Below are 24,467 nucleotides of genomic sequence, written 5' to 3'. Positions count from 1 at the left end.
CCGCCGAGCCTCGACTGGCGAGGGTGCGATAGCTTTTAGTTCATCGTGACCTATCGACCCAGTGGCTAGAGGCTCACTTATATCAAGGGGATGCAATGTTTAATGGTTCATCAGGAGCAGACTATCAAGATACCAAAATCATCAATGATGGTTTTTGGCCGGATATTAATGCCGGTGATTTTGAGAAACGTCGTGGGGTACCAGCTCATATGGACAAAGAAGCGATTGCATACGCTGTCGCTGCTGCAATTGCACAACTAAACATTGAATTAAACACGACCAAAGAACAATACCAAAAAAGCGGGTTTGCTAAAGCTTCCAGTGTGACAGGGCAACCAAGCATTGGAGAGAAAAACTTATTAGTCATTCTGTATGAAAAGGCGGTTTATGCGAGAGCCAAAGCCGACTTGTTACCTGAGTTCGCCACCCAGCAAACCAAAGAAGCCGGTGATCGAGTCGCTGAAAAAGAGTCTGACACCAAAGAGAGTTTGCTAGCAGAAAGCCAGCAGCATGTTCGAGCGATGAAAGGCAAAGGTCGAGTGGGTGTGGAGCTTATATGAGTTTTGAGCCAAAAGGTCAAAGTGAAATGGGGTATTTACTCCAAACGTTAACAGCTCACTTATTGACAGTCATCCCTAAAAATTGTCATTCGCTGCTTGAGTCGTGGATGGATGGAGCTGAACTGCAACTCACTCCAAAGCACCAAGGGTTGGGCGTCGATTTGGGGATGATGGAATACGAAGCGGTTATCTCGATAGAACGTTTTCCTTTTAGGGAGTTTGAGCCAGCTATTGTCATGGCCTCAGTTATGGCTTGGTTACAAAGTCATGACCCATATCGTGAAACCTATGAATTGGAAGATCCTAGATTCAAAGTTGAGCCCGAAAGTGACAAGACAGCCAACGTAGAGATAGATATTCAGTTTATAGAGCCTGTCACGATAGTCGAAGAGGAAGAAGGGGTGATTCATTGGCATGGTAAACAATACAACTTAGCAGAGTATGAAGTTTGGATTGCTGAACGATTCACTTTGGATCTGAAACGATGATTAAAGTTCAGTGGGATGAAAAAGGTGTGCTCAGAACAGATGAAATTCTAAAAGCTCTGGCTATGCCGGCAACCAAGCGAGAGCGGTTATTACGAAGAGTCGCCAAAGAAGTTCAGAAAATATCGAAACGCAACATTACCAAACAGCAAAGCCCAGATGGGAAAGCGTGGAAAGCTCGGAGAAATAAGCGTAAAGGCAAGAGCAAAAAAATGCTTACAGGGTTTAAGAAGCTGATTTATGTCTCGGGCAACAAAGATGCAGCGAAAGTTTCAGTGGGGAAAGGGAGCTATCGCATCCACGGTGCTTATGTTGCCAATTTTCATCAGCAAGGGCACAGACGTAAAGCAAACAAAGATAACACGCCAACTGGGCGTGAAACGCAGCTCAGTGACACTGAAATGTGTACAAAGGGACAGGCGAAAGCGTTACGAAATATTGGTTATGAAGTGTATGCAAGGCGAATTAACCCGAAAGCGAAAAGAGGTTCCAAGCGAGTCCCAACCATTAAATGGATGACTCAAAACCTAACTCAGTACGAAGTTAAAGGAGCATTTAAGAAACTAAGGGAGCTAGGACTGGTTCGGATAAAAAGCAGTTGGGAGATTGTTGTCCCTCCTCGTAAGTTCCTAGGAGCGACAAGGCAAAGCTTAAGAAAGGCATGGACAAGAGCTTTTCAAGGCATTGACTACGGTTGGAAGGTTCAACCTAAACACCTAAGAAGAGGATAAATACTCATGGCATGGCCTACCGTCATTATTAATATTCTAAACATGATGCGCGGACCAATCCCGGGCGTTGAATTTCATTTTCTGTTTGTTGTGTTTGGCACTGTTTCGGGCATTGAGCGCAACTTGATCATGGTGGACAACACCACGGATTTTGCAGACAGCACGTTTGATAACATCGATCCTGCACACATGATCACATTGAAAGCAGCCCAATTGAATGGGAAGCAGAATTGGACGGCAGGTGTGATGGTTTTAGACCTTGCTGACAGTTGGCAAGCCGCCGTACTTAAAGCCAATGAAACGTCAAGTTTTGAAGCGGTTGTGTTGGATAAAACGGAGACCGGTACATCGATTCTTGAAGAGGTAGTCGCTTTCCGTACTGACCTAAAAGCCAAGTTAGGTCGTGAAGTCTTCATGATTTGCACGTTACCGAGTATCAATAATGATCCGATAACAGGGGAAAGTTGGGCGCAATGGCTTGCGGCAACAGTGGCCATACCAACAAGCATCGCCAGTGAGTACGTCACTGTTGTTCCTCAAGTTCATAAAGATAACTCAACAGTCGGTATCTATGCAGGGCGGCTGGCAAACCAAGAAGTATCTATCGCGGATTCCCCCGCGCGAGTCAAAACAGGCAGTGTTCTAGGGAGCCTAGAACTGGCAAAAGATAAAGACGGCAAGCCTTTGGAGTTAGCAACCCTTAAGGCTTTGGAAGCGTCTCGAATTGCTGTGCCGATGTGGTACCCAGATTATCCGGGGCAGTATTGGACAACGGGCCGCACATTGGATGTGCCGGGGGGCGACTTCCAAGATATTCGCCACATTCGTGTTGCGATGAAAGCGGCGCGTAAAGTTCGTGCTCGTGCCATTGCTCGAATTGCGGACCGTGAATTGAATTCAACACCAGGCAGTGAAGCAAGTGCAAAACTCTATTTTACCCAAGATCTGCGTGAAATGGCGGTTGTGAAGAAAATTGGTGATTACGAGTTCCCTGGCGAAATCAAACCGCCACAAGATGAAGACATCACCATTACTTGGATGAACAGTGAAGAAGTAGAAATTCTGCTGGCGGTGACACCTTATGAATGTCCGGTAAAAATCACAATCGGCATCATGCTTAATCAACGACTAGGAGAGTAATCAATGAATTCTCGTTATACCGGTCGAAGCTTCGACGTAAATATTCTGGGTGTTTTGGTTCATGTGGAATCGGCAACGGCAACCATCAATGATGAATCAGCCGTTGATAAAGAGCGAGGTATTCCAACCGGTTTTACTCACGGTGCGGTGAGTTGTGACGTGGAATATGAGTTGGACTTGAACAATTTCCGAAAGCTGCAGCAGAAAGCGCGTGAAGCGGGAAGCTGGCGTGGCGTTCAACCTCACGATTGCATGTTTTATGCGAATACGGGAGAGGATGAAGACAAAGTGGAGTTGTTCGGTGTGAAGCTTCAACTCTCTGATCTGCTGAGTGTTGATCCTAATAGTAGTGATAAAACCAAGCGCAAACTGAAAGGGTTTGTGACGAGCCCGCACTTTGTCCGCATCAATGGTATTTCGTACCTAAGTTCAGACGATACACGTGGTCTGCTTTAAGTCTAGTGAGAGAGCGAATGCCGGATTTTGTTGATCATGCAAGTAGTAACGAAACCAAATTCACCGAAATGGCGGTGGTCAGTCAACTTAAACGGTCAGTGCAGACGAGCCAACAAGAAAGGGTTCAAAAGTGCGTTGATTGGCGAGAGCAGGGTGTCGGTATTACAAACCTTGCCAAGTAGAGCGGGAGTAACGAAATGAAAGACTGGTACGACAAAATAACCAGTGGAATTGCTTACTTAATGTCATTAATCGGCATGACATTAAGTAATCTGACATTTGAAGAGTGGTACTTCATCTTATCGTTGGTCATTGGTCTGGCAGCTCTCGGGTTGAATTACTGGCATAAACGAGCGATGCAACGTATCGCGAGCGAAAAAAGGTGTGACACCAAGTGAAAATGACGAAACGCATTATTTGCTCTGTCGCGGCAGTGATCGGGCTAGTGACTGGGGGAATGGCATTGCATCGCTCAGAGTTGCCGATTGGCAATGTGACGATCGCAGGTGAACAAATGGGGGCATTAAGAACGAGCGCCATTGGACTGGAGATCATCGGCAATGCGGAAGGGTGCCGCCAAGGCCTTTACACCTGTCCGGCAGGGTTAGCAACGAATGGTATTGGTAATACTCATGATGTGAAAGACCAAGTGGTGTCGTTAGAGCAAATCGCCACAGATTGGGTGAAGAACCTACAACAAGCTGAACAGTGTATCAGTCGGGCAGAAGTCGCTTCTGGCAAACAGATGTCACCAGGTCAGTTCGATGCCTTCACCTCTTTTAGCTTTAATACCGGGTGCACTCGATTTATGCGAAACCGGGATGGCAGTGAAACACAGATTTACCGTTTTATTAAACGGGGTGACTTTATCAAAGCGTGCCATGAGTTACCTAGATGGGTATATGGCGGAGGCGTGAAGTTGAAAGGTTTAATTGACCGCAGGGAAAAAGAACGTGATCGCTGCCTTGCCATTTAAAAGCATTAAATGGGGGAAGTGGCTACTGATTGTCGTTGTGGGGATTGCCATGGGGGCCATGTGGTTGATGTTGAAAGTGAGTCAGTCTGAGTTAGCGGCTTTAAAGACGCGTTTAGAAAGCGCTTTATCAACCAATCAGATCAGCCAAGCAACCATTGAAACCCTAACCCAAGAAAACAGCGAGGCGAATCATTTACTGGTAGAGAGAGCAAGGTTACACAGCACGAGAGAAGGAAAGCTCAATGAAGACATTGAAACGCTGCGACGCCAACTTGTTGATGAAGAGTGTTATCAAAGGTCTTGGCCTAGTGATGTTGTTGACCGGTTGCGCGAACCGTACTGAGTGGGTTGCGACTCAAGTGGTGGTGAAGTTACCGCCTGCGGGGCTGATCGTGTCTTGTCATAAACCGGAAATTCGAGGCACTAGCCCATTAATCACCGCCAGTGAAGATGTACCCAAATTAAAAGCGGCGTTGAGTCAATGTGCTCAGCAAGCTGAAGATTATTTGCAATGGCGTGCTAAGCACGAAAAAACCAAGAGAGATGACAATGACTAAACCTGTTTTTTCCTCAAAACCTGTAGAAGTCACTATCGGTGACACGGACTTCGAATTTACCCCAACGGTGCAAGACGCGAACAACTACACCAATGACATGATGCCAAACAATAAGGTGGCGCCTGCATATACGTATTTAACTCGTACGGTTAAACCGGAACAGAAAGCGGCATTGACCGAGTTGCTGGATAGTGTTCCCGGCCTAACCATTGAGCTGTATGCCACCGTGAGTAATGCCTCTAAAGGTGGCATTGAAATCACACTAAAAAAATAACCGACAGGGCAAAGAGGATTGAAGAGAGCCCACTTGAACAAGCCTTTGCCCTGCGTCGTCACTTTTTACCCAGTGAGCCTGATGACGAACAAAGTTTAAGTCGCGCTATCTGGTTGGATCAACACCAGTTCGAACGTGAAGAAAGAGCAGTAATGAGCGCAATTAGCCGATTGTTTAGTAGGTAGAGGCAACATTACGCATGAGTATGGAAAAGCTTTTAATGCACGTGGCTTTGGTTGACCAAGTAACCAAACCACTGCAAGGCATTACCAAAGAAATGCAATCTTCCATGGAAGTAGGCAAGCAAGGCATGCAAAACATGGCGACAGGTGGTGCGGGTTTGGTCGCGGCTGGCTTTGCTATCCAGAATGCATTGATGCCTGCCATTGAAATGGACAGAAAACTAGGTGAGGTGAAATCACTTGGGGTTGCTGAGGATGCATTAAAGCAATTGCAAGCGACCGCTCTCGACTTTTCTGCCAAGTACGGTAAGTCAGCGACGGAGTTTGTTGGTGCGTCTTATGATATTCAGTCCGCTATTGCGGGGTTAAACGGTGAGGAGCTTTCTCAGTTTACCAAAGCGTCGGGTGTGCTTGCTGCCGCGACTAAAGCTGACACCGCTACTATTACTAATTACATGGGCACCATGTATGGAATATTTAAAAATCAAGCCATAGGAATGGGTAAAAGTGAATGGGTGGACCAGATAGCAGGCATGACCGCCAGTGCGGTGCAAAGGTTCAAAACCACGGGTAGTGAAATGAGTAGCGCTTTCACTAGTGTGGGGGCTAATGCTACATCGGCAGGAATTGCGATGTCGGAACAAATGGCAATATTAGGTACGTTGCAAGCCACAATGAGCGGCAGTGAAGCGGGGACTAAATATAAAGCGTTCCTAGCTGGGGTCGCCAATGCTCAAGACAAACTCAATGTATCTTTTACTGACAGCCAAGGTCAGATGCTGCCTATGCTGGATATTCTCGATAAATTGAAAGGCCAATATGGTGACACCTTGAGTGTGGTAGAAGCGGCCGACTTGAAAAAAGCATTTGGTTCAGAAGAAGCCGTAAGCATGATCAAGCTGCTCATGGCTGATACTGATGGGTTAGCCGTCAGTATTGAACACCTAGGTAAAGTTCAAGGCATGTCAAAAGCCGAAGAAATGGCGAGCACTATGACTGACCAATGGAAGCGATTGGAGTCTGTATGGTTTGCCGTCCGTGCTGCTGTATTTGGTGCTGTGCTTCCGTCTATCAATACTGTTGTTGGTTTGATGGCTGACGGCATGATGGTGCTTGTGGGCTGGACAGACGAATTCCCATGGCTTGCTGAAATTTTGGGCTATGTCTCGATTGCGGGTTTATCCCTTGGTGGTGTGGTAGCAACATTATCGCTTGCGATGGGTATTGGACAAATGATGTCGGCAGGTTGGGCCGTCACCATGACAGGTTTAAATAGCATCATGAAGTTGTTCCGCATTAGTACGATAGCTAGCGCTGCAGCAGCCTGGTTATTTAATGCCGCTTTATGGGCTAACCCAGTCACATGGGTCGTGGCTGGTATGGCACTGCTAATTGGTGGTGTGGCTGCTGCAATCTATTGGTGGGATGACTTAACCGCAGCATTCAAAGACACGGCTTGGTTTGATGTTATTGCAGGAGCGATTGAGGGTATTGTTGATTTGCTTAATATGCTCCCTGGTGTGGACATTGAGTTGGGTAGTAAGGTGGAGACGCCAGAAATCAGTGCCGCGGTTCAAGCTGAGCGAAATGCCCCTAAATCAATTGAACCCATGACGTTTGAAGCGCCAACCATGCCAACAGTAGCTAACGGTGAAAGCATTGCCGAATACAAACAACCGGGTGCTCTGCCAACGCTACCGCCAAGTATGGTTCAAAATGTGACGACTAACCACAAACCACAAGGGAGCAATGTGAACTCTTACGGTGACGTTTACATCACCGCGCCAAACGGGGTCACTCCAGATCAGTTAGCAGAGTGGGATGAACTCAATGCCGGATGATAAGAAGTATAGAGACATAAAAGTGATTGACGGAGGGTGGGAGATGGACGCAGGCCAACAGCCAACCGAATGCAGTAATTTGTACAGTATTGCTCAAGACATTAAGCACACCATTATGGAAGCCGGTTTGGCTCGTCAATTGGTTGCTGAACGAAACCCGGCTTTGCGAGCTGATGTGATGGTACAGATTGAGCAGCTAGCTGAGGGTGATGTACGAGTCGTTCCAGGTACCGCAACCGCAACAGAACGGGAAACGGGTGAAATGATCTTAACCGCGACGGCTTATGAATATGGTGAGTTTGAGGTGACAATATGAGTAAACGACCAAGCGCAGACTTTATCGATATCTTAAGTGAGTCGGGTGTGCCGGTGACCGAAGAGGAATTCGAGGCCAAGTTAAAACAAGAAGTGGCTGGGGCTGGCTGTAAGGTATCTAATGACTCTGAAATGTCACCGTTCTGGCGATGGGTTCGTGCTGCAATAATAACACCGTGTGTCTGGTTAATTAGAACGCTACTTGCTAAACACGTGATGCCGAATATCTTTGTGGCGACGGCAGAGCGTTGGGCCTTAGAGTTGAAAGCTTGGGAATACGACATTGTTCCGAAAGGGGCAGAGAAAACACAAGGCAATATCACCTTAACCAAGGTGAACGCTGCTGATGCTGTGACGGTCGAAGCTGGCGCAGTAGTTCAAACTTTGCCGATTAGTGGAGTGGTGTATAAAGTTCGTGTGCTGGCTGAAACCGTGATTGATTCAGGTCAGCTGACGGGGAAAGTGCTCGTTGAAGCATTGGAAGCTGGCTCTGATTTTAATTTGCCAGCAGGTTACTTCAATATTATTCCAGAACAGATCCCAGGGATTGTTGATGCGGTTAATGAGCCTGATTGGATCACCCAACTGGGTGCAAACACTGAAAGTAATGAAGAGTTGGCACTGCGTATTCAGAATGCTTTCACTAGTTCAGGCGAGTGGCACATTGATGACGTTTACCGCTCGATTATTTCAAGTGTCGCTGGGGTTCGTAGCGATAATATCTATTTCAAAAATACAGGTGAAGTCACGCCAGGAACGGCAGAAGCTTTGATTTTAATGGAAGTCGGTGAAACCCCTCAATCAGTCATTGATGAGTTAAATGACCACATTATGACTAAAGGGCATCACGGTCACGGTGATGTACTGACTTGTAAGGCCATTCCAGATGCTGAGCATGATGTGCTCGCCGAGGTTATTTTAGTGGAGAGCCTAGACGAGCAAGCGCAAGTGAACGAGTTATTAGAAGTCGAAGGTCGTATTAGGGCGGCATTTCGCGAAACGGCCGCTTATCCAGAGATGACTCGCTCTAAACCAGAAAGCCGTTTCAGTCTTTCTCTACTTGGTACCGAAATCCACACCAATATGACGGAGGTCGAATCGGTTAAGTTCACCGTAGGCGGAAAGGTGCAAGAAGACATCATCAGTGGCTTGGAACAACCTCGTTTGAAAACGCTAACGGTAAGGGGATAACTCATGTCTGAACATCAATATTACGATCAAAAACAATCCCCCCCAAAGTTACCAGGAGTGGTCATCCCTTGGTGGCAAGATGGAAGTACCACCTCGGAGGAAATCAAAGAGCCACACTTTTTATCGAAAGGGGTGTTCGTATTTTTTCAAATGGTTTGGAGTTGGTTGTTGTTTCCGCTTCGCCAAATGGATGCCCTGACATGCAGTGAAAAGACTTTGGAGTTAATGGCTTGGGATCGAGACATTAAACGCTTTGAGGGTGAACCGCTTTCATTGTTTCGTAAGCGAGTGAAATACGCAGCAGTGAATGCTAAAGACGCGGGGAGTGTTGCAGGTTTTAAGCGAATTTTTGAAAGGCTGGGTATTGGTATAGTCACGTTTAAAGAGCGTGAGCAGGAAGCACAGTGGGACGTGTGCACCATCGAGTTAACAGATGATGATATTGCCAATAACAACAAGTTAGCTCAAACACTAATAGAACAATACGGGCGGACATGTCGACGTTACCGTTTTGAAGTGACGTACCCAGCAATTTTAACCATTGCTAGTGGTGAACTGGCGCATAACTTCAGTCTGTTTCTAGCCGGGACTCAGCAAGCCGTTGACATGAACGTGAAGCCACAGCCAGTTGAACATCGACAACAAGTATTTATTGCCAATTTTTAGGTTGCGACCTTTTTGGTATCGAGGAGGTACCCAATGAGCCAAACGGCAATCCCACTCGAATTCGAGCGTTATTTGCAAAATCAAATGAGTGCTGGTGAGGCACCAGACATGAATGAAATGATTTTTGCGTACATTCCGAGGTTAGATCCAAGCCAACCAATTGACCGTGAAAATGGTTTGCCGGATGCTTCGCTCTGGGTTTACCAACAAGACATCGAGCAAGTGGGCAAACTGGGTAACAATGCACTGGCGTATTCAGTTGTGATCCCTGGTACGGTTTCAAGGTTTACTTTCAACTCGATTTATTTACGTGATAAGAATGCCCCGAACTCTTGTGGAATGGTGGTGCATAAAGCGAATGAGACCAAGGAACATGGCATGGTGAGCACTAAGTCATTGGTACAAGCCTATGACGGAGCCGCTCAAATTGCCGGAATTACAATTGATGCTTCAACGTGGCAGATTGACTATCACGCACGATTGAAAGGGATGGAAGAAGAGCATCGTTTGGTTTGTTTCGATAATTATGGACACACTGCTTTTATTGTGGGGGTTGACGTTACCCAACAAGCTGATCCGAATAAATACAAAGTGAATTCTGGTGTTGTTTATGTTGGTGGTTTACGAGGGGTGTTGAATGGGGAAGTGCTGCAAACCATCACGACTAAACCAAATGGCTTATATGTCGATGTAGTTCGTCAAGGGACAGCGCTGTCAGTCTGGGAAAACAAAGTTACTATTTTAGTTTCTAGAACCGAGCTAACCGATTATGTCGATGAGAATGGTGAGCAGCACTACGTCGCAAAATTGGCCGGAATAAATGCTGATGGTTCAGTGGTTGATTGGCGGGTTAAAGGTGGTTTGGCACTGGCTGAGCCAAAGAGTAATGCCGCTACAGATGAAGACATTGACAGCGAATCAATGGTTAATAAACACATAAAAATACCGCAATTTTGGCGAGGAATAAAAAAGTTCTTCACCGATAGCCCCAATGGAACAAGCTCTGAGCTCGTCATTACTCAAAAGGCTCTAAGCAATTTCAAGTCTGGTTTTAGTTCAGGACAAACATGGTGTCATCGCCGAACGCTCACCACGCGCGTTTTCAATGTTCGATACACCAACACCAATAACTTTCCGATTCAAGTGCATATTAGTTTTAGGTCTTTGACTCAAACAGGTGAAGCAGCAAAATTTTATGTTGATGATGAGAATTTTTCCATTGGTATTTATTATCCAGGCAATAGAGGTTACATCATCGACGTGATTATCCCACCAGGCTCTGAGTATTGGTTAATGGCCAATAGTTCTTTATATCGTTTGTATACTTGGTCAGAACTCCGTTGAGGAAACTGTTATGAATTACTTTGTTGATAAAAAGGGGATTATTCGAGCGTATGACTCCCCCGAATTAGCTAAGAAAGGGTTAACACCTATATCTGAATCAGACGCGCTTGAAATGGCCGAGCAAAGAGATGAGTTAGCAGAGGCACAACAATGGGCTATCGATGAGTTAAATTGGTGTGACATTCAGAGAGCCTACCACCAAACGGGAGACCTCAAGCGAGCGGTAGCCACTTTGGATGAAATAAATCAGTACGCTATTTTATGTCGAGACTTTGTTTCTCACTCTGATTCCGGTGACTTACACATGGCAGATAAAAAGCCAATACGCCCAGAGTAAGCGCTTTTCGAAGGGAGAAGCACTATGTGGAAACAATCCCCGCTCAGCTGGCCTAGCTGCTCGCAATCAATTCAAACCGAGTCTGAGCAGGTGATAAACCAAATCGGTGCCACGATGAATGATGCGGTTAGCCGATTGACCAGCCTTGAGAGTGACATTCGTTATGGGCGTCACTCTTTAAGCGAAGAAGCGAGTGCTTTGCTTAGGCTACGCGATGAACTTGATTCTCTGTTGAAAACTGGAACCGTATTAACTGCGACGCCTTACCAGTTTCAAGTGGGGACTAAGTTGGACTCAGGTAGTTACTTAAATCCACAGTCTGCAGTTAAAGTGTTATCTGGCAAACTTCGTGACCATGCAGATAAGCACCGACCAACTGGCAATCTTCATTGTGTGGCGTTTATGGTGACAGCTTCGCAGTTAGCCCAGTTTGCTAGCCAGTTAAGTGATCTTGTTTCTGTGTTCCCTCTGTCTGATTGGGCTCAGGTGGCTAGGCAAGCTCAGGCACAGGTGACCAATGAAACCGACAAACTTTATCAACCTGCTGCAATCACCCAGCTTCGTTTTAAACCTTTGGCAAGACTCAACCCCAAACCATTGTATGACGCTTTGCATTGGCAAGGGGCACAAATTGCGACAATAGAATCTTTAGCAGATGATGAAAGTCATGTAATTGGGAAATTACAGTCACTTGCGGCTAAGCGAGCCAATAAGTTGGGTGATATTAAAACCCAGATAAATGCGCTGAAAAACTTAAAAGGAAATGTTTATGTTTTCTCCGCTACTGGGAGTGCAGAAAGTATTGCAACACAGCTTAACAAAGCGGATACGCCAAACCATCATCAATTCACAGTGGTGAGCTTATTGCTTAGTCATGAACCCATGACCTTTTTTGAGGAGTTGCTATGTTAGCTCTTGATGGTGTGCCGGTTAACTTGGATTCAATGAAAGTTGAAATGTCGATGGAGCTAAAAGACCAAGACATGAGCGGTCAATCATCGGGAACCGATACGGCAGAGCAAGGCGATAAAGGCAAAAAATTGACCTTTAGTGGTCGTGTTCCTTTTACGCGTGCAGAAACGCTGACTCAGTTGTATTCGTTTGCTTCGAGTAAAGATGAAACCAACACGCGAAGAGTTTATCGAATCGGTAACGACATTGCGTTGGCGCTTAAAATTCGCAATGTGAAATTTACTGGTCGTATCAACGCAAGAGAGCATGAAACACTGCAGGCCTGGAATGTTTCCTTTGAGCTGCGGGAACACAACAGTGTGGGAGAGCAAAAAGAGCAACGCGCTAAAGAACAAAGTAAACCTGAACAGCGAGAAAATACAAGACTTAAACAGGCTCTGAATAACGCAGAGGAAGCAACTCAATGAAGTTAGAGAAACGTTTGTTTATCAGTGGTGAAGAAGTAAAACTGGTGAGTAACATGGTGAGTTTAAAGTTATCACTAGGCAGTGTTGCGATCTTCGAAATTGAAGCCAAAGAGAAGCCAGAGCTGTTTGAATTAGTGCGTTTTGATATCGGATACGAAAGCAAAACCGCCCCTTGGTTTGAGGGGTATATCGACAAAGTGCAACCCGCAGCAAATGGCTACCATAAAATTACGGCAAAAGAATTGGTTGGTATTTTGTCTAAGCGCTGGGCCGTTAGCCTAGAGCATCCAACGGCAGAGGATGTGATCGGTGTTCTTGCTGAGTTAACCGGGCTTGAGTTCAACCTGCCAGAGGTTGATTACATCAAAACGACTATCCCGAACTTTGTTTGCCAAGGAACGGGCTATCAATGTTTAGAACAAGTAGCCAAAGCGTTTTCTATTCTCGACTGTGTTTGGTTTCAAGATGCTGATCAGAGGATTTATTTCGGGTCGTATCAAGATAGTCATTTTTATAACAAACCGATGCCAATGCCGGAAGAGTTTACCAGTCGCCAAAGTGGTAACAGTGTCACTTTTGTACCGTTTCCAATGCTTAGGCCGGGTAGGGTCATGAACGATAAGCGAGTTAATCGAGTGGATTTGATTGAAGATGAAATGACCGCTTATTGGAAAAATGAACAATCCGAAGTTCCACCAAAGAAACGCGAAGCACTGCAAAACTTTCCAGAGTTGGCCGCCGGTTTTCATTTGCCAAAATTTGGTCGAGTTGAAGCGGTGAGAGACAAGGTAACAGTAGGGCAAGTCGCTGACCCATTCCGGCCAAGGTTTGCGGTTGATGTTCAGGTGCTTGATGAAGACTTAAACCCAGACAGTAATGTACCTGTCTATCGTTCGATCCCTTTGCCTGTTCACATGAGTGGACATGAATCAGGTTTGTTAGCCTATCCACTTGAGGGAACGTTAGTCGAAATTGCTTTCGCGTATGGTCGAAACGATAGACCTATCGTTCGTGGTGTTTATGGTCGTGATTATGCGTTGCCGTCGATAGAGCCAGGTGAGCAATTGCAGCAGCAACGTGAAGAAGTTAGCAATAGAATCGATGCTGCGGGCAACATAAGTCAGCAAACTGACCAGACACAAAAACAAAGAGCGTTCGAAAAGATAGACCAGGTTGAACGTTATCGTGGTGAGTTTGGACAGCATCATCTAGTTGTCGATGAACACAGCGTTGAAGAGGTGATTGGTAAAAAACTCATAGAAGCATTGGGTGCGATTAATCTACTTGCTGGTGATGATATTGTGTTGGGGAGTTTGGGTAATATACAAACGGCTACTGCTGGCGAATTGGTAGAGGCTATAGGAAAAGTGCGTAGGAGCTTTGCCGCTGAACATCAATGGTTGCAGTCGCCCAAAACATGGGTAGGCTCTAAGCAAGAGAATGTCTTGATTCTTTTGTCTGAACTCATGCAGGTAGTGAAAGAGTTGGCCGAGACATTAGCTACGCATACGCACAAGGGAGTCGCGGCTGGCCCTGCGACAACGAGAGCTCCAGTTCAAGCGAGCGCAATTCGAGGGCATGGTACGGAGAGTTCCGAGTTGAAAGGGCGACTCGATCCAATCACACAAACCAGTTAACCCAGATAATCATTCACAAACAACGCAGCCAAACGGCTGCGTTTTTTTATGCCTGTATCAATGCAAAATGAGAACAACGCCATTACAGGGAAAACAGCAACCACAGAGCGACGAAACACCTAGACCGGATGACAAAATCCGCACTCTCCTCACCCGCCTGCGCGTTTTTCGATCAGTTTTTTTTACAGTTTTTGAGTTATGAAAAACTAGGGCTTAGAGCGCCTTACTGACGGGGTGCGAAGCCTTTTGCTATATGGGGTTCGGGATAGATTAAAGTTGTTAGAAATGGCATAAATTGCCCAATATAAAATTTCAATTATTTCAGTTTTTTTCAGTAAATTGAAAAAAAACGATCATTAAAGATTAGGCGTCTTTGTGTTAACTTATTGAAAGGTATAGGCTATTCTATTTTTTGTCATTGTTTTAATGATCTAGGGGTGATTTTGAAGGATCAAATTCATGCCTCGTTAAGCTAGGTAGCATAAGGCTTGCAGGCGTTTTTAAGGCAAAAACATTTTTTCAATTTGTTTCAATGGAAGAACTGAAAGGCTTTATTATAAAGTTGGAGACAGTGGGGCTACAAAAACGCGGATTTTGTCTGCTCATTAAGAGGTGTAAACTACAGAATTTGTTGGTTTTAGTTAAATGGGGTAGTTAGATGGTACTTATCTGTGCGTTGTGTCTAGTTCTGGTTGGACTAATTTTTGGCTTTCATATACAAGTATCTGAATCAGCAGTAAGCGCCCTTGCTTCAATGGGCTCCATCTTAGGAGGGATGGGAGCGGCTGGAGCAGCATACATCTCGTATAGGTCTACAAAGGAATGGAAGAATGAGTTTTACCATGGAAAATAATATGAGCATGTTTTGCAACTGGAGAGTGTATTACTTGATATAAATGCAGCTTTAGAGCAAGCCATACATGATGAGTCTGTTACGGGAATCGGGCTAATCGGTGTATTGCATAAAGCGACAATTCCATTTCAGAAGGACTATAAACAATCCTTAAACTCACTTCGTTTGATATCAAGAAAGAGCAAGGATGAGTCTGCGATTAATGTACTAGAGCAGTTAGATATAAATGAGATACTGATGTCTATGCACGAACCTTTTTTAAATTACCGAGATAGCCAGTCACGGATCAATGACTACTTTAAGAATAATCCTAATGAGGAAAGGCAACTCTTTGAGATTACAGAAATTAAAGATGATATGAAGCTGAACATCAGTATGTTGTTTGAATTAAACTATATACTTAATAAGTCGGTACAAGATTTAGAAAAATTTAAACAATTGGCCGTTTGAGTGCAATTACTCGTTAGTCTTACATATTGAACACTGTCGCCACTTTATCGCCATGTTAACTTTTTATTTAATGTATCTTTCTGTTTTTAATGTACTTTATTTGAATTGCTCTATAAGACCACATCTTGAATCACCCAAATCGCTAGTTATTCTAAAAACAGCTGCTCTTGAGCGGCTGTTTTGCTATTTGGCGTCGCCTAAATTTACTTAATTACTTAATTACTTAACTTAAAGGCTTAAAACAAAAAACGCCCCGTAGGGCGCTAAGTAAAACGAGTAAAAAAGATTCAGGCTAGTTTACTTGTTGTTTAATGTACTCACCCAGTTCTGAGTGGTGCATGATTTTTGAAACGGGCAGTATTTTCTCTGCTGGGCCCCAAGCAAACACGTTCACTGGTGTGTGAGTATGTGTACCTGTACCCCAAACGATGTTTTGACTTGTTGCCTGTTCACGAGCAAGCAAGTTTCCGCGGTCGTTATAAGGGAAGAATGCATCGAAATCGTTGATAGCAGGCACTTCTTCTGCCGATAAGTATTTGTGTTGAGCCAATCGGTATGGGTTCGGCTTACTCGCTAATACGTTTTTCGCTTGTTCAGCTGTAATAGGGAACTCACTATTCTTGTTGACGATCTCAGCCAGTTTTTCAGGTGTTTGCTGCGCTTTATCCAACTTCTGAAATTCGCTGATCATGCCGTAGTAGCTTTGCTTTTGATTATATAAACCATCAAGAATATCGAATGCGCCAAAGTTGAAGTTAGGTGCATAGTCGCGGTCGGCGAAGGCTTCACCAGAACGTTTTTGTGGTTTTGGTAGGTCGTTAGAAGAGTAGCTGAATCCAAAAGATCCTGTTTCGTGGTCTGCGGTCACAATCACGATCGTGTCTTCACGATTTTTTGCCCATTCATACACAGTTTGGATCGCTTCATCAAACTTGAGCAGTTCATGCAGCATAGTGCCGGCATCGTTACTGTGTCCCGCCCAGTCGATTTGGCCACCCTCGACCATTAGGAAAAAGCCGTCTTCATCTTTGGATAAGATGTTGAGGGCTTTTTGTGTCATCTCTTTCAAACTTGGTTGAGTACGTTCGCCACTCTCTTTCTTGTTGCTGTAAGCGATGCCGTCATCCATGCCTGAGTAGGCGAACAGGCCAAGTAGCTTATCGCTTTTAGCATCTTCTAGCATGCTGCGGTTAAATGCCAGTTGGTAGCCGTCTTTCTCTGCCTCTGCAAGAAGGTTACGGTCGTCTTTACGTTTTGATTTTAGGTAAACATCACCTTGAGTCAGTTTTTCAAGTTGCTTATAGGTTTCACCTTTGTCGTTGGTCGATTTAGGGATCCAATGACGTAGCCCTCCCGAAAGCATTACATCAACACCAGTTTCTAGCATGTCGTTAGCAATTTGGTTTTCTAGCGAACGGTGAGGTTGGTGAGCAGCAAATGCAGCAGGCGTGGCGTGAGTTAAGCGCGTATCGGACACGAGTCCTGTTGCTTTACCTGCCTTTTTAGCTTTCTCAAGAACCGTCTCAACATGATTGCCCTGAGAATCAATGCCAATCACTTCTGAGCCACTGTAGATACCGGTTGCAAGCATGGTGGCTGAACAAGCAGAATCGACCACAATTGCATCTTCTGGGTGAGTCAGGGATGAACCAATAACCCCTTCTTGAGCAAGTTGATAAAGGGCGGTTTTGTTCCCTTTATAGATCGAGTTTGGTGCTTGGTTTGCGTAGGTTTCTAACAGGCCAACTTGTTGAGGTCCCATTCCATCGCCAATCATCAGAATGACGTTTTTGATTTCTGCTGAAAGTACGTTGAATGAAAGTGTTGAGGTTGCCACTGCGGCAATGATTGGTTTTATAATGTGCTTCATTGGTTATCCCTTTTTATATAAGCGGGATGATTAGAACATCGATTTGTGTCAAAGTCGTTTCATATTTATTTCATCAATGTGAAATTGAGCAATAACTCCAATTTTTTGAAAAGCATAAAAAAAGGCTCACATTTCTGTGAGCCTTTGTCGTATTTAGGAGGGTCCAAATCAATGGACTGTGTCATGGCTAATGTCAAGCAAGCGGTAAGTCTGCAACCACCTGGTTGAACGTGATACGAGCATTCTGAGCTTGCTCAGATAACTCGATTTTTTTCGCTTGTGCGGCACTAAGATTACTCTCGGCCTGCTCAAGTGCTTGTTGTAGGTTCTCTGGTAACTCGTGAGTTTCCATTTGTGAATCTTGTTCTAGCACATAAGCGCGAATTTCTTTCTTCACTGCGGCAAGTTCTGTGTAAGCAATACGCTCAAGTTCTGCAGCTTCTTGTGCTGCATCTCTTTCTTTCTCAAATTGAGCCAGTGCCATACCTTCTGCAGACCAAGGGTCCATATCTGGTAGTTCTTCGATATTGATCGTTGGCTCGATGTACGCGTCTTGATGGCGTAGGTCGAGGCTAGTTGCACGAACCGCTGAAATCATCAGCATCACAGAGATCACCAGTAGCGGTAAGCCACCAACTATTGCTGCCGTTTGTAGCGTACTTAGACCACCCAAGAACATCAGAATCGTTGGCAAGAACGACAGTGTGAATGCCCAGAACATACGGTTCCAACGCATTGGCTCTTCGGTCACGTTGTTTTGCACAACAGACGCTAGGATGTATGAGATTGAGTCAAATGTCGTTGCAGTGAAAATAATACACAGCAGCGTAAATACCGCGATAACTAGTGTACTCATTGGCAGTTGCGCAAGCATCGAGAAGATAGCTTTGGTAGCGCCTTCTGCATTCAAAATCGCTACTACATCCAGTTCACCAGAAAGTTGTAGTGATAGGCCATAGTTACCTAGGATCATGAAGAACAAGAAACAACCTAGAGAGCCAAAGAAAATTGAACCTGACACCATTTGTTTGATGGTTCTTCCGCGAGAGATTCGCGCAACAAACAGGCCCATACTTGGTGCAAATACTAGCCACCACGCCCAGTAGAAAATGGTCCAGTCTTGTGGGAAGTGCGTGTTCTCAAAGGTACCGTAACCACCAAATGGTTCAGCCCACGTTGCCATCACGAAGAAGTTAGACAGTAGACGACCAATAGAGTCTAAACCTGTTTCTAGCATGAAGATTGTTGGACCGGCGATCAGAACGAAAGTCAGTAAACCCATTGCACCCCAGAAATTGATGTTACTCAGGATCTTGATGCCTTTTTCCAAGCCAGCATAAGAAGAGTAAGCAAAAATTGCCGTACAAACTAAAAGCACCATTGCTTGCGTAAGGTTGTTTTTAGGTAGACCGAATAGGTGATTTAAGCCTTCAGTGATGAGAGGTGCTGCTAAACCTAGTGTTGTCGCGGCGCCACCCAGTAGACCGAAAATGAATAGGATATCGACGATTTTTCCAGGTACGCCTTTACTGCGGTGTTCACCAAGAACAGGCATTAACGCACTAGAGATCTTTAGAACAGGCTGTTTACGCACATAAAAGAAGTAAGCGATAGGAATCGCTGGGATCAAGTAGATAGACCAAGCGATTGGTCCCCAGTGAAACAAACCATAAGTTGCCGCCCAACGAACCGCTTCTTCACTTCCGGGTTCTAGTTGGAAAGGCGGTGATTGGTAGTAGTAAGCCCACTCAATACAGCCCCAGTACAAGATACTTGCGCCGATACCACCACAGAAAAGCATTGCTGCCCATGATGCAGTTTTGAACTCAGGTTCTTCATCAGCTTCACCCAGTTTAATTTGTCCCATATCACTGAACACAACGTAAACCATGAAGGCACAAGCAGCTAGGCCTAGAGCAAGATATAGAAATCCAAGTTGATCCGTCATGAATGTTTTCGCAACCGCAATCCAGTCTGCGCCCTGTGCTGGGAACAAAATGAGCGGGAAAACTATCGTGAGTAGGAGTGCAATAGCACCAAAGAAGGTAGGCTTATCAATAAGCTCAAAAGTGTTTTTCACGAGTATTATTCCATTAAAATGAGAGCGGAATTATGGAATGAACTCGTTTTTTAGACCAAATCAGGTCTGTTGTCGTGACGACAAATTGCTTCTATTCAATAAAAGGTAGGTAATGAAAGAATAGAGAAGCAGAGCTGTAAAGTTAGGCTAAAGCGAAATTAGGTTAAAGCAAAAAGTTAGACTAAAGCGATAAGGATGCCACCTACGGTAAGTGCCGCGGACAAGAATTGCCCCGCTGAATATGAGCCATCATCCTCTTCTTCAACCTTGTCTGGGTGGTCCATGCCTAATGCGCCGTGAGCGAACGATTCAACTTTATCTGTAACGGTTGCATTTTCCGCTTCGAATTTTTTGGATTCTTTATCGATTTGTTTAAGAGCAGATAATAGCGCTTTTCCTTCATCGGAAAGCTTAACGGTATTTTGTTCCACCTTGAGTGGAGCAGGCTTTTCAGCCTCGGTGCTTTTATTCTGTGCGTTCATTTTCGCAGGTGAATACAGCTGAGTATTACTCGTTCCTACTGGTGTCATATCGCTCTCCTTACCTATCCTTAAATATAGTATCGGCAGAGGTGTGAAAAACTTGTGCATTTAATCACCGTGGTGATGTTTTTTTATTCGCACATTGTTTTTTCGTCTGCTTGGTCAAACCGTCTAGTTATTAAGCAAATCTTGTGCCGATAAGGAATTTGAATGTTATATAGAGTTAGAGTGGATGATAGGAGCCAATGAAGCTCTGTCGATGGGCTAGTTATCTAGAATTAGCCCATCGTTTCGTTCTCTTATAAGAATGGATAAGAATGGATAAGAATGGTTTAGTCGCACTCTAGGCTAGCGCCGCGCTTAGATAGGTGTTTGTATGCCTTCATTCTGTTCTCTTTTTTAACAAAGCGAGCGGGTGGAGAAAGCACTTTGAGCTGGTAGTCACTGCTATCTGAAGCGATTTCCTTAACTGGGCTGATAATCGCAATTTTTAGATCGGGATTGCGACGCAGAATCGATGCAGCTGTGCCTAAACCATCTTCTGTATGGAACTTGCCAGCAACATGAATCACTTGCTGATCTGGGTTTGATGCGAGGTAATCAACAATCGACTCTGCCATGGTTTCGTCCCATGTGACTTGAGCCGCAAACTGTTTTTCTGTTTGCTCTGGTGTTCCGTGATGCATCGAAGCCATGAACTTTTCTTTATAAGGGCTATCGCCAGTATCCACTTCTGAAGCAATCCATTGACGTTGTTCCGTCGTTAGCTGATCTAGATAGGATAATCCTTTACGGCCGATACACTGTACAAAGGGTTTTGGTGCGTTTGCCGCAATGATATCGACGTTGTTGGTTTTAGCGAACTCAACCAGTGCACGATAATCACTTTCGTAGTTTGGCCAAGCAGCCGCTTGAGGCATAAGAATTTGTTCGCCAATTTCATCATTGAGATATTGGTTTAATGTGTCTTGATGTTCTCGAGTGAATTGTTCCATTGAAAGCGCGATGTTTGATGTGGCGTTGCGACGTGCTTTTAAGAAATCGGTTTGGAAGCGATGGATTGCCGAGTGAGTGTGCCATTCGCCAATAAGAACCACATCAGCGTCAATCAGCTGTTTAGGTAATGCATCGAGAGAAAGCGTTTCGCCTTGTGGAGAAGCAAACTGGTAGTCATAGAATGTGGAAACGTTTTCCGTTTGCGTGTTAGCCACTTGTTGAGAAGTGCTATTTGAAGGTTGATTAGCACAAGCTGTGAGCAGGGTAGCTAATCCGATAAGAATAATACGTTGCATGAAATGCCTCCTTGAAGAACACGCATACTAAAGGAGGCAAGATGATATTTCAATGCAAACGATAATCAATATCAATTAAATTTGTTTGCGGTACACTCGCAGCATAAAGTCCGCTTCACAGTTGAATTGCTCAGCATCAATGAGTTGTTGTTTAAACTCTTCACTCGCTTTCCAAGCAAACGGCGTCATCTGTAGCAGGTCGAATGCGTCTGACCCCGATAGTTCCATCATATAGTTTAGTTGCTCTTGGTGCTCAAGAGTAAAACCTTCAATCATTTCTGGATCTTCGTCGTGCAAGCGAACACCATCATAAATTGCATCACGCAGCTGATACAGGTGTCGGCTAGCAGGGGTCACGGTGATCACCACGCCATTGTCTTTGATGGTGCGCTGCAGTTCTTCAGCCTTGCAAGGCGCATAAATGCGTAGAATGCCGTCTAAGCTGTTTTCCGCAAAGGGCAGGCGATGGCTCGAAGCGACTGAGAAGTCGACAGCAGGGTAGCGTTTAGCTGCGTATTTGATAGCAATCTTAGAAATGTCTAGGCCAAAAGTCGCACCATTCTTTTCTTGAAGGTTTACCGCAATTTCATTGGTGTAATAACCTTCACCACAACCGATATCTAATAGGCTAGGGGCGGTTGCTGGCAGATAGCTAGCGCATAAACCAACAACGGCTTGACGCATTGGATCGTAGTGGTTGCCTTCAAGGAAGCGGCGACGAGCCTGCATCATTTCTTTGTTGTCACCTGGATCTTTTGAGCGTTTGTGGTGTGCTGGCATCAAATTGACATAGCCTTCTTTCGCTAGGTCGAACTGATGGTTCTTTTCACACTTAAACGTACGATCGTTTTGAGATAAAGGTTGGTGACACAAAGGGCATTGGTAAGTCATTGCGAACTCGAGGTAGAAATTTCAAGTCCAAAATTTTAACAGGAAGCATTGTGGGGCGCTAGAATAAACGCAGCTGTCTTGGTTTACGGCAATTAGTGAAGATACAGAGGCTGTCAGTGAAGAGATAGAGCCAACGTATGGTTGGCTCTATTGGTTATGAGCAAGTCACTGATAGAAACAGTGAACTCGGCTTTTAGCTAAAGAAGTTAACTTGGTTCTTTAACGACTCAGCTTGTTTTTGAAGTTCATCAGCACTGTGAGAGGTCTTAGCGCTGGTTTCACGGCTTTGCTGGTTCAAATCGCTGATCGCATGCGCGTTCGCTGCTATTTCTTGAGAAACCTGAGCTTGCTCTTCTGATGTCGCAGCAATGGTTTCAGCTTGAGAAGCAATAGATTCAACTTGAGAGGCAATCGACTCTAGGGCTGTGCCTGCTTCTTGCGCTTTATCAAGTACTTGGTTGGCATTTGATTGGCTTTGTGTCATCAGGTTCACGGCATTGTTAGTTGAAGATTTTAACTTCTCGATGATGCTCACTACGTCTTGTACTGACGTTTGTGTACGATGAGCCAATGTTCTTACTTCGTCAGCGACCACGGCAAAACCACGCCCCTGATCACCCGCTCGCGCTGCTTCTATTGCAGCGTTCAACGCAAGTAAGTTGGTTTGTTCTGCGATGTCATCAATCATTTTGGTGACGGTTTGAATGCTTTCGCTATCAGAACTCACTTGCTCGATGGCCGATGCTGATTTGTCTAATTGATCATTTAGCTGGGCAACATCAATACACACACCTTCAACGACTTCTAAACCTTTCTGGCTGTCTTCATTGGCTAGGCGAACATTTTCAGCAATGCTATTCACTTGCTGCGCTACAGATTCTGCCGAGGTAGCCATCTCTTCAATAGCGGTAACGACTTGCTCAACCTGTGCTTGCTGGCGGTCAGATTGGCTCAGATTGTGGCTAGCATCCTGTGACACACTGCTAGAGCTGTTTTGTACTTGATCACTGGTCGTACGAATTTCTCCAACGAGTGTATTCAATTGAGCAGCCATATTCGCAACGCCGGTATTTAGGTTGCTGATTTCATTCTTAGTCTGTTTGCCGTTGTTTGGAATATGTAAGCTGACTTCGCCTTTTCCTAAGCGCATCATGTATTCGTTTAAAGTCGTTAACGGCGTCAACGTACGGTTCAATACGAGCGTTAACACGACGATGGTAGCGGCGGCAATCAAGGTCGCGATTATCGCGATAAGTTTCAGCAGTTCGTCACTGCCTTTAGTGACTTCATTAATAAATGTGCCGCCAAGTAGTTTCCAATTCCACCCCGGGACTTCGGTATAGACGAGGTATTTTTCGCCCACTGTTCCTTGATACTCAAAAGGGTAGAGAATCAAGCCGGATGGCTGCTCAAAGAGCTGATAGAAAGGTTTGTTACCGTCGTAGTCGGCAACATCCACAATAGATTTATCACCTCCAGCATTAGTAGGGTGCAGTAAGTACTGGCCTTGATGCTCTTCTTCATTGTCAACGATGATGGTATAGCCAGTATCGCCCCATGAGACAGAACGCAATGACTCGAACAGGTTTTGTGTCGCCTCTTCTACGGGTAGACCAATGAAAGAGACACCGTTAACTTTGCCTTGTGCATTCGTTAAAGGCGCGTAGTAGGTAATGTAGCGTTGGCCGAAGAGCTTCACTTGCGCGTAATAAGCTTCGCCATTTTTGAGTTTGTTATAGCCAGGATGATCCTTGCCTAACGTTGTGGCAACAACACGTTCCCCTGACGGTTTTTTAAGAGAAGTAGACACGCGAATAAAGTCATCGCCAAATGGGGCAAATAGGGTTGCTACAGCGCCGGTGTCGCGAGTAAAGCTATCAACGAGTTTAGTGTCGTTGATTAGGCTCTCACCATATTGAGTCAGGTTAGGAATGGAATGACCGTTGAACTCAACGTCGTAATTCTCAACATAAACACCTGCTAGGTAACCGTTACGAAAGGTGGATTCTAAAACTTTGGCGGTATGCAGGTAGGCATCGAATTGGCCAGATATGGTTTTGGCCATCGCTTCTACTTTGGATTGGTGTTCCCTTAACGTGTTGTCTAATAATACTTGTGAGGCATTGCGATACACGAGCGTTGCGATAGAGCCAAAGGCGATAAGTAAGCACAGCAAAATGACCAACTTAAGTTGGAAGCCAACACTTTGATTTTTGTATTTCTCGAACATGAATTCATTATCCTGTCTTCATTGAGGTGTTGTTAAGTGGTTTTAGATAAGTTTGTTATTGAGCCTCCTATCATAAGAACTTATTCATAGGCAGTAATTGATAAGAATTAATGAATTGATAGTTATATTTATAAATTGTGGCGTATGAGATATGAAATGTAATTTGGAATGTATTTGAATCAGAGTAGATAAATTTTGTCTGCGTTAACTTACAAACTGGTCATGGGAATAGAGATAGAGATAGAGAT

At 44.8% G+C, this 24,467-nt stretch carries 25 protein-coding genes and 1 pseudogene; 20 read left to right on the top strand and 6 right to left on the bottom strand.

Features of this window, described 5'->3' with window-relative positions; genetic code table 11:
• Positions 1-95 precede the first annotated feature (95 nt).
• The 20 genes and pseudogenes from AB4513_RS13960 to AB4513_RS13865 all read left to right on the top strand — a co-directional run bounded on the left by AB4513_RS13960 (position 96) and on the right by AB4513_RS13865 (position 15,374).
• Complete coding sequence (locus tag AB4513_RS13960; RefSeq protein ID WP_102257927.1) at positions 96-560, top strand: head completion/stabilization protein; 465 nt, start codon at positions 96-98, stop codon at positions 558-560.
• Positions 557-1,048: a phage tail protein gene (locus tag AB4513_RS13955; RefSeq protein ID WP_102257926.1), complete on the top strand. Its 492-nt coding sequence runs from the start codon at positions 557-559 to the stop codon at positions 1,046-1,048. The genes AB4513_RS13960 and AB4513_RS13955 overlap by 4 nt, the downstream gene beginning before the upstream one ends.
• Positions 1,045-1,776: a phage virion morphogenesis protein gene (locus AB4513_RS13950; RefSeq protein ID WP_102257925.1), complete on the top strand. Its 732-nt coding sequence runs from the start codon at positions 1,045-1,047 to the stop codon at positions 1,774-1,776. Before AB4513_RS13955 ends, AB4513_RS13950 begins: the two co-directional genes overlap by 4 nt.
• A gap of 6 nt (positions 1,777-1,782) precedes the next feature.
• Positions 1,783-2,916 carry a DUF2586 domain-containing protein gene (locus AB4513_RS13945; protein ID WP_102257924.1) on the top strand — a complete coding sequence of 378 codons (1,134 nt, stop codon included), beginning with the start codon at positions 1,783-1,785 and terminating at the stop codon, positions 2,914-2,916.
• Between the two features lie 3 nt (positions 2,917-2,919).
• Positions 2,920-3,372, top strand: a complete 453-nt coding sequence (locus AB4513_RS13940; RefSeq protein ID WP_102257923.1) for a phage protein — start codon at positions 2,920-2,922, stop codon at positions 3,370-3,372.
• A gap of 197 nt (positions 3,373-3,569) precedes the next feature.
• Positions 3,570-3,770, top strand: a complete 201-nt coding sequence (locus tag AB4513_RS13935; protein ID WP_240798334.1) for a phage holin family protein — start codon at positions 3,570-3,572, stop codon at positions 3,768-3,770.
• Positions 3,767-4,348, top strand: coding sequence for a lysozyme (locus AB4513_RS13930; protein WP_102257922.1), 582 nt, complete (start codon positions 3,767-3,769; stop codon positions 4,346-4,348). Before AB4513_RS13935 ends, AB4513_RS13930 begins: the two co-directional genes overlap by 4 nt.
• 242 nt (positions 4,349-4,590) lie before the next feature.
• The gene (locus AB4513_RS13925; RefSeq protein ID WP_237300131.1) at positions 4,591-4,905 is read left to right on the top strand and encodes a hypothetical protein; all 315 of its coding nucleotides are present in this window, start codon (positions 4,591-4,593) and stop codon (positions 4,903-4,905) included.
• Entirely contained in the window at positions 4,898-5,179 is a 282-nt protein-coding gene (locus AB4513_RS13920; RefSeq protein WP_102257921.1) for a putative phage tail assembly chaperone, read from the top strand. Before AB4513_RS13925 ends, AB4513_RS13920 begins: the two co-directional genes overlap by 8 nt.
• Positions 5,176-5,364, top strand: coding sequence for a DUF6890 family protein (locus AB4513_RS13915; protein WP_372074299.1), 189 nt, complete (start codon positions 5,176-5,178; stop codon positions 5,362-5,364). The genes AB4513_RS13920 and AB4513_RS13915 overlap by 4 nt, the downstream gene beginning before the upstream one ends.
• A gap of 14 nt (positions 5,365-5,378) precedes the next feature.
• Entirely contained in the window at positions 5,379-7,202 is a 1,824-nt protein-coding gene (locus AB4513_RS13910; RefSeq protein ID WP_102257920.1) for a phage tail tape measure protein, read from the top strand.
• A complete protein-coding gene (locus tag AB4513_RS13905) occupies positions 7,183-7,518 on the top strand; it encodes a DUF2590 family protein (protein WP_372070511.1) in 336 nt (111 codons plus the stop codon). Before AB4513_RS13910 ends, AB4513_RS13905 begins: the two co-directional genes overlap by 20 nt.
• Positions 7,515-8,708 (top strand): baseplate J/gp47 family protein, encoded by a 1,194-nt coding sequence (locus tag AB4513_RS13900; RefSeq protein WP_102257918.1) that lies wholly within the window; start codon positions 7,515-7,517, stop codon positions 8,706-8,708. The genes AB4513_RS13905 and AB4513_RS13900 overlap by 4 nt, the downstream gene beginning before the upstream one ends.
• Positions 8,709-8,711: 3 nt before the next feature.
• Positions 8,712-9,374: a phage tail protein gene (locus AB4513_RS13895; protein ID WP_102257917.1), complete on the top strand. Its 663-nt coding sequence runs from the start codon at positions 8,712-8,714 to the stop codon at positions 9,372-9,374.
• Positions 9,375-9,407: 33 nt separating this feature from the next.
• Positions 9,408-10,250 (top strand): annotated as a pseudogene (locus AB4513_RS13890) (phage tail protein); the annotation flags it as partial.
• Between the two features lie 478 nt (positions 10,251-10,728).
• On the top strand, positions 10,729-11,055 hold the full coding sequence (locus tag AB4513_RS13885; RefSeq protein WP_102257916.1) for a hypothetical protein: 327 nt from the start codon (positions 10,729-10,731) through the stop codon (positions 11,053-11,055).
• A gap of 24 nt (positions 11,056-11,079) precedes the next feature.
• Positions 11,080-11,967, top strand: a complete 888-nt coding sequence (locus tag AB4513_RS13880; protein ID WP_102257915.1) for a hypothetical protein — start codon at positions 11,080-11,082, stop codon at positions 11,965-11,967.
• The gene (locus AB4513_RS13875) at positions 11,961-12,434 is read left to right on the top strand and encodes a DNA-binding protein (protein WP_102257914.1); all 474 of its coding nucleotides are present in this window, start codon (positions 11,961-11,963) and stop codon (positions 12,432-12,434) included. The genes AB4513_RS13880 and AB4513_RS13875 overlap by 7 nt, the downstream gene beginning before the upstream one ends.
• Complete coding sequence (locus AB4513_RS13870) at positions 12,431-14,071, top strand: hypothetical protein (RefSeq protein ID WP_102257913.1); 1,641 nt, start codon at positions 12,431-12,433, stop codon at positions 14,069-14,071. Before AB4513_RS13875 ends, AB4513_RS13870 begins: the two co-directional genes overlap by 4 nt.
• An 865-nt stretch (positions 14,072-14,936) precedes the next feature.
• A complete protein-coding gene (locus AB4513_RS13865; RefSeq protein WP_102257911.1) occupies positions 14,937-15,374 on the top strand; it encodes a hypothetical protein in 438 nt (145 codons plus the stop codon).
• Positions 15,375-15,666: 292 nt separating this feature from the next.
• On the opposite strand, the gene AB4513_RS13860 is transcribed toward AB4513_RS13865, so the two are convergent.
• From AB4513_RS13860 to AB4513_RS13835, 6 genes are all read right to left on the bottom strand, one after another.
• Entirely contained in the window at positions 15,667-17,244 is a 1,578-nt protein-coding gene (locus AB4513_RS13860; protein ID WP_009848666.1) for an alkaline phosphatase, read from the bottom strand.
• Positions 17,245-17,437: 193 nt separating this feature from the next.
• A complete protein-coding gene (locus AB4513_RS13855) occupies positions 17,438-19,324 on the bottom strand; it encodes a BCCT family transporter (protein WP_009848665.1) in 1,887 nt (628 codons plus the stop codon).
• Positions 19,325-19,500: 176 nt separating this feature from the next.
• The gene (locus AB4513_RS13850; RefSeq protein ID WP_009848664.1) at positions 19,501-19,854 is read right to left on the bottom strand and encodes a hypothetical protein; all 354 of its coding nucleotides are present in this window, start codon (positions 19,852-19,854) and stop codon (positions 19,501-19,503) included.
• Positions 19,855-20,138: 284 nt separating this feature from the next.
• Complete coding sequence (locus tag AB4513_RS13845; protein ID WP_009848663.1) at positions 20,139-21,098, bottom strand: ChaN family lipoprotein; 960 nt, start codon at positions 21,096-21,098, stop codon at positions 20,139-20,141.
• A gap of 75 nt (positions 21,099-21,173) precedes the next feature.
• On the bottom strand, positions 21,174-21,989 hold the full coding sequence (gene rlmA / locus AB4513_RS13840; RefSeq protein WP_009848662.1) for a 23S rRNA (guanine(745)-N(1))-methyltransferase: 816 nt from the start codon (positions 21,987-21,989) through the stop codon (positions 21,174-21,176).
• 193 nt (positions 21,990-22,182) lie between these two features.
• Positions 22,183-24,219, bottom strand: a complete 2,037-nt coding sequence (locus tag AB4513_RS13835; protein ID WP_009848661.1) for a methyl-accepting chemotaxis protein — start codon at positions 24,217-24,219, stop codon at positions 22,183-22,185.
• Positions 24,220-24,467 lie beyond the last annotated feature (248 nt).

This window comes from Vibrio sp. 10N.222.54.E6, from assembly GCF_041473955.1.
Lineage (GTDB): Bacteria > Pseudomonadota > Gammaproteobacteria > Enterobacterales > Vibrionaceae > Vibrio > Vibrio tasmaniensis_A.
This window is presented reverse-complemented; position numbering and strand designations above follow the sequence as displayed.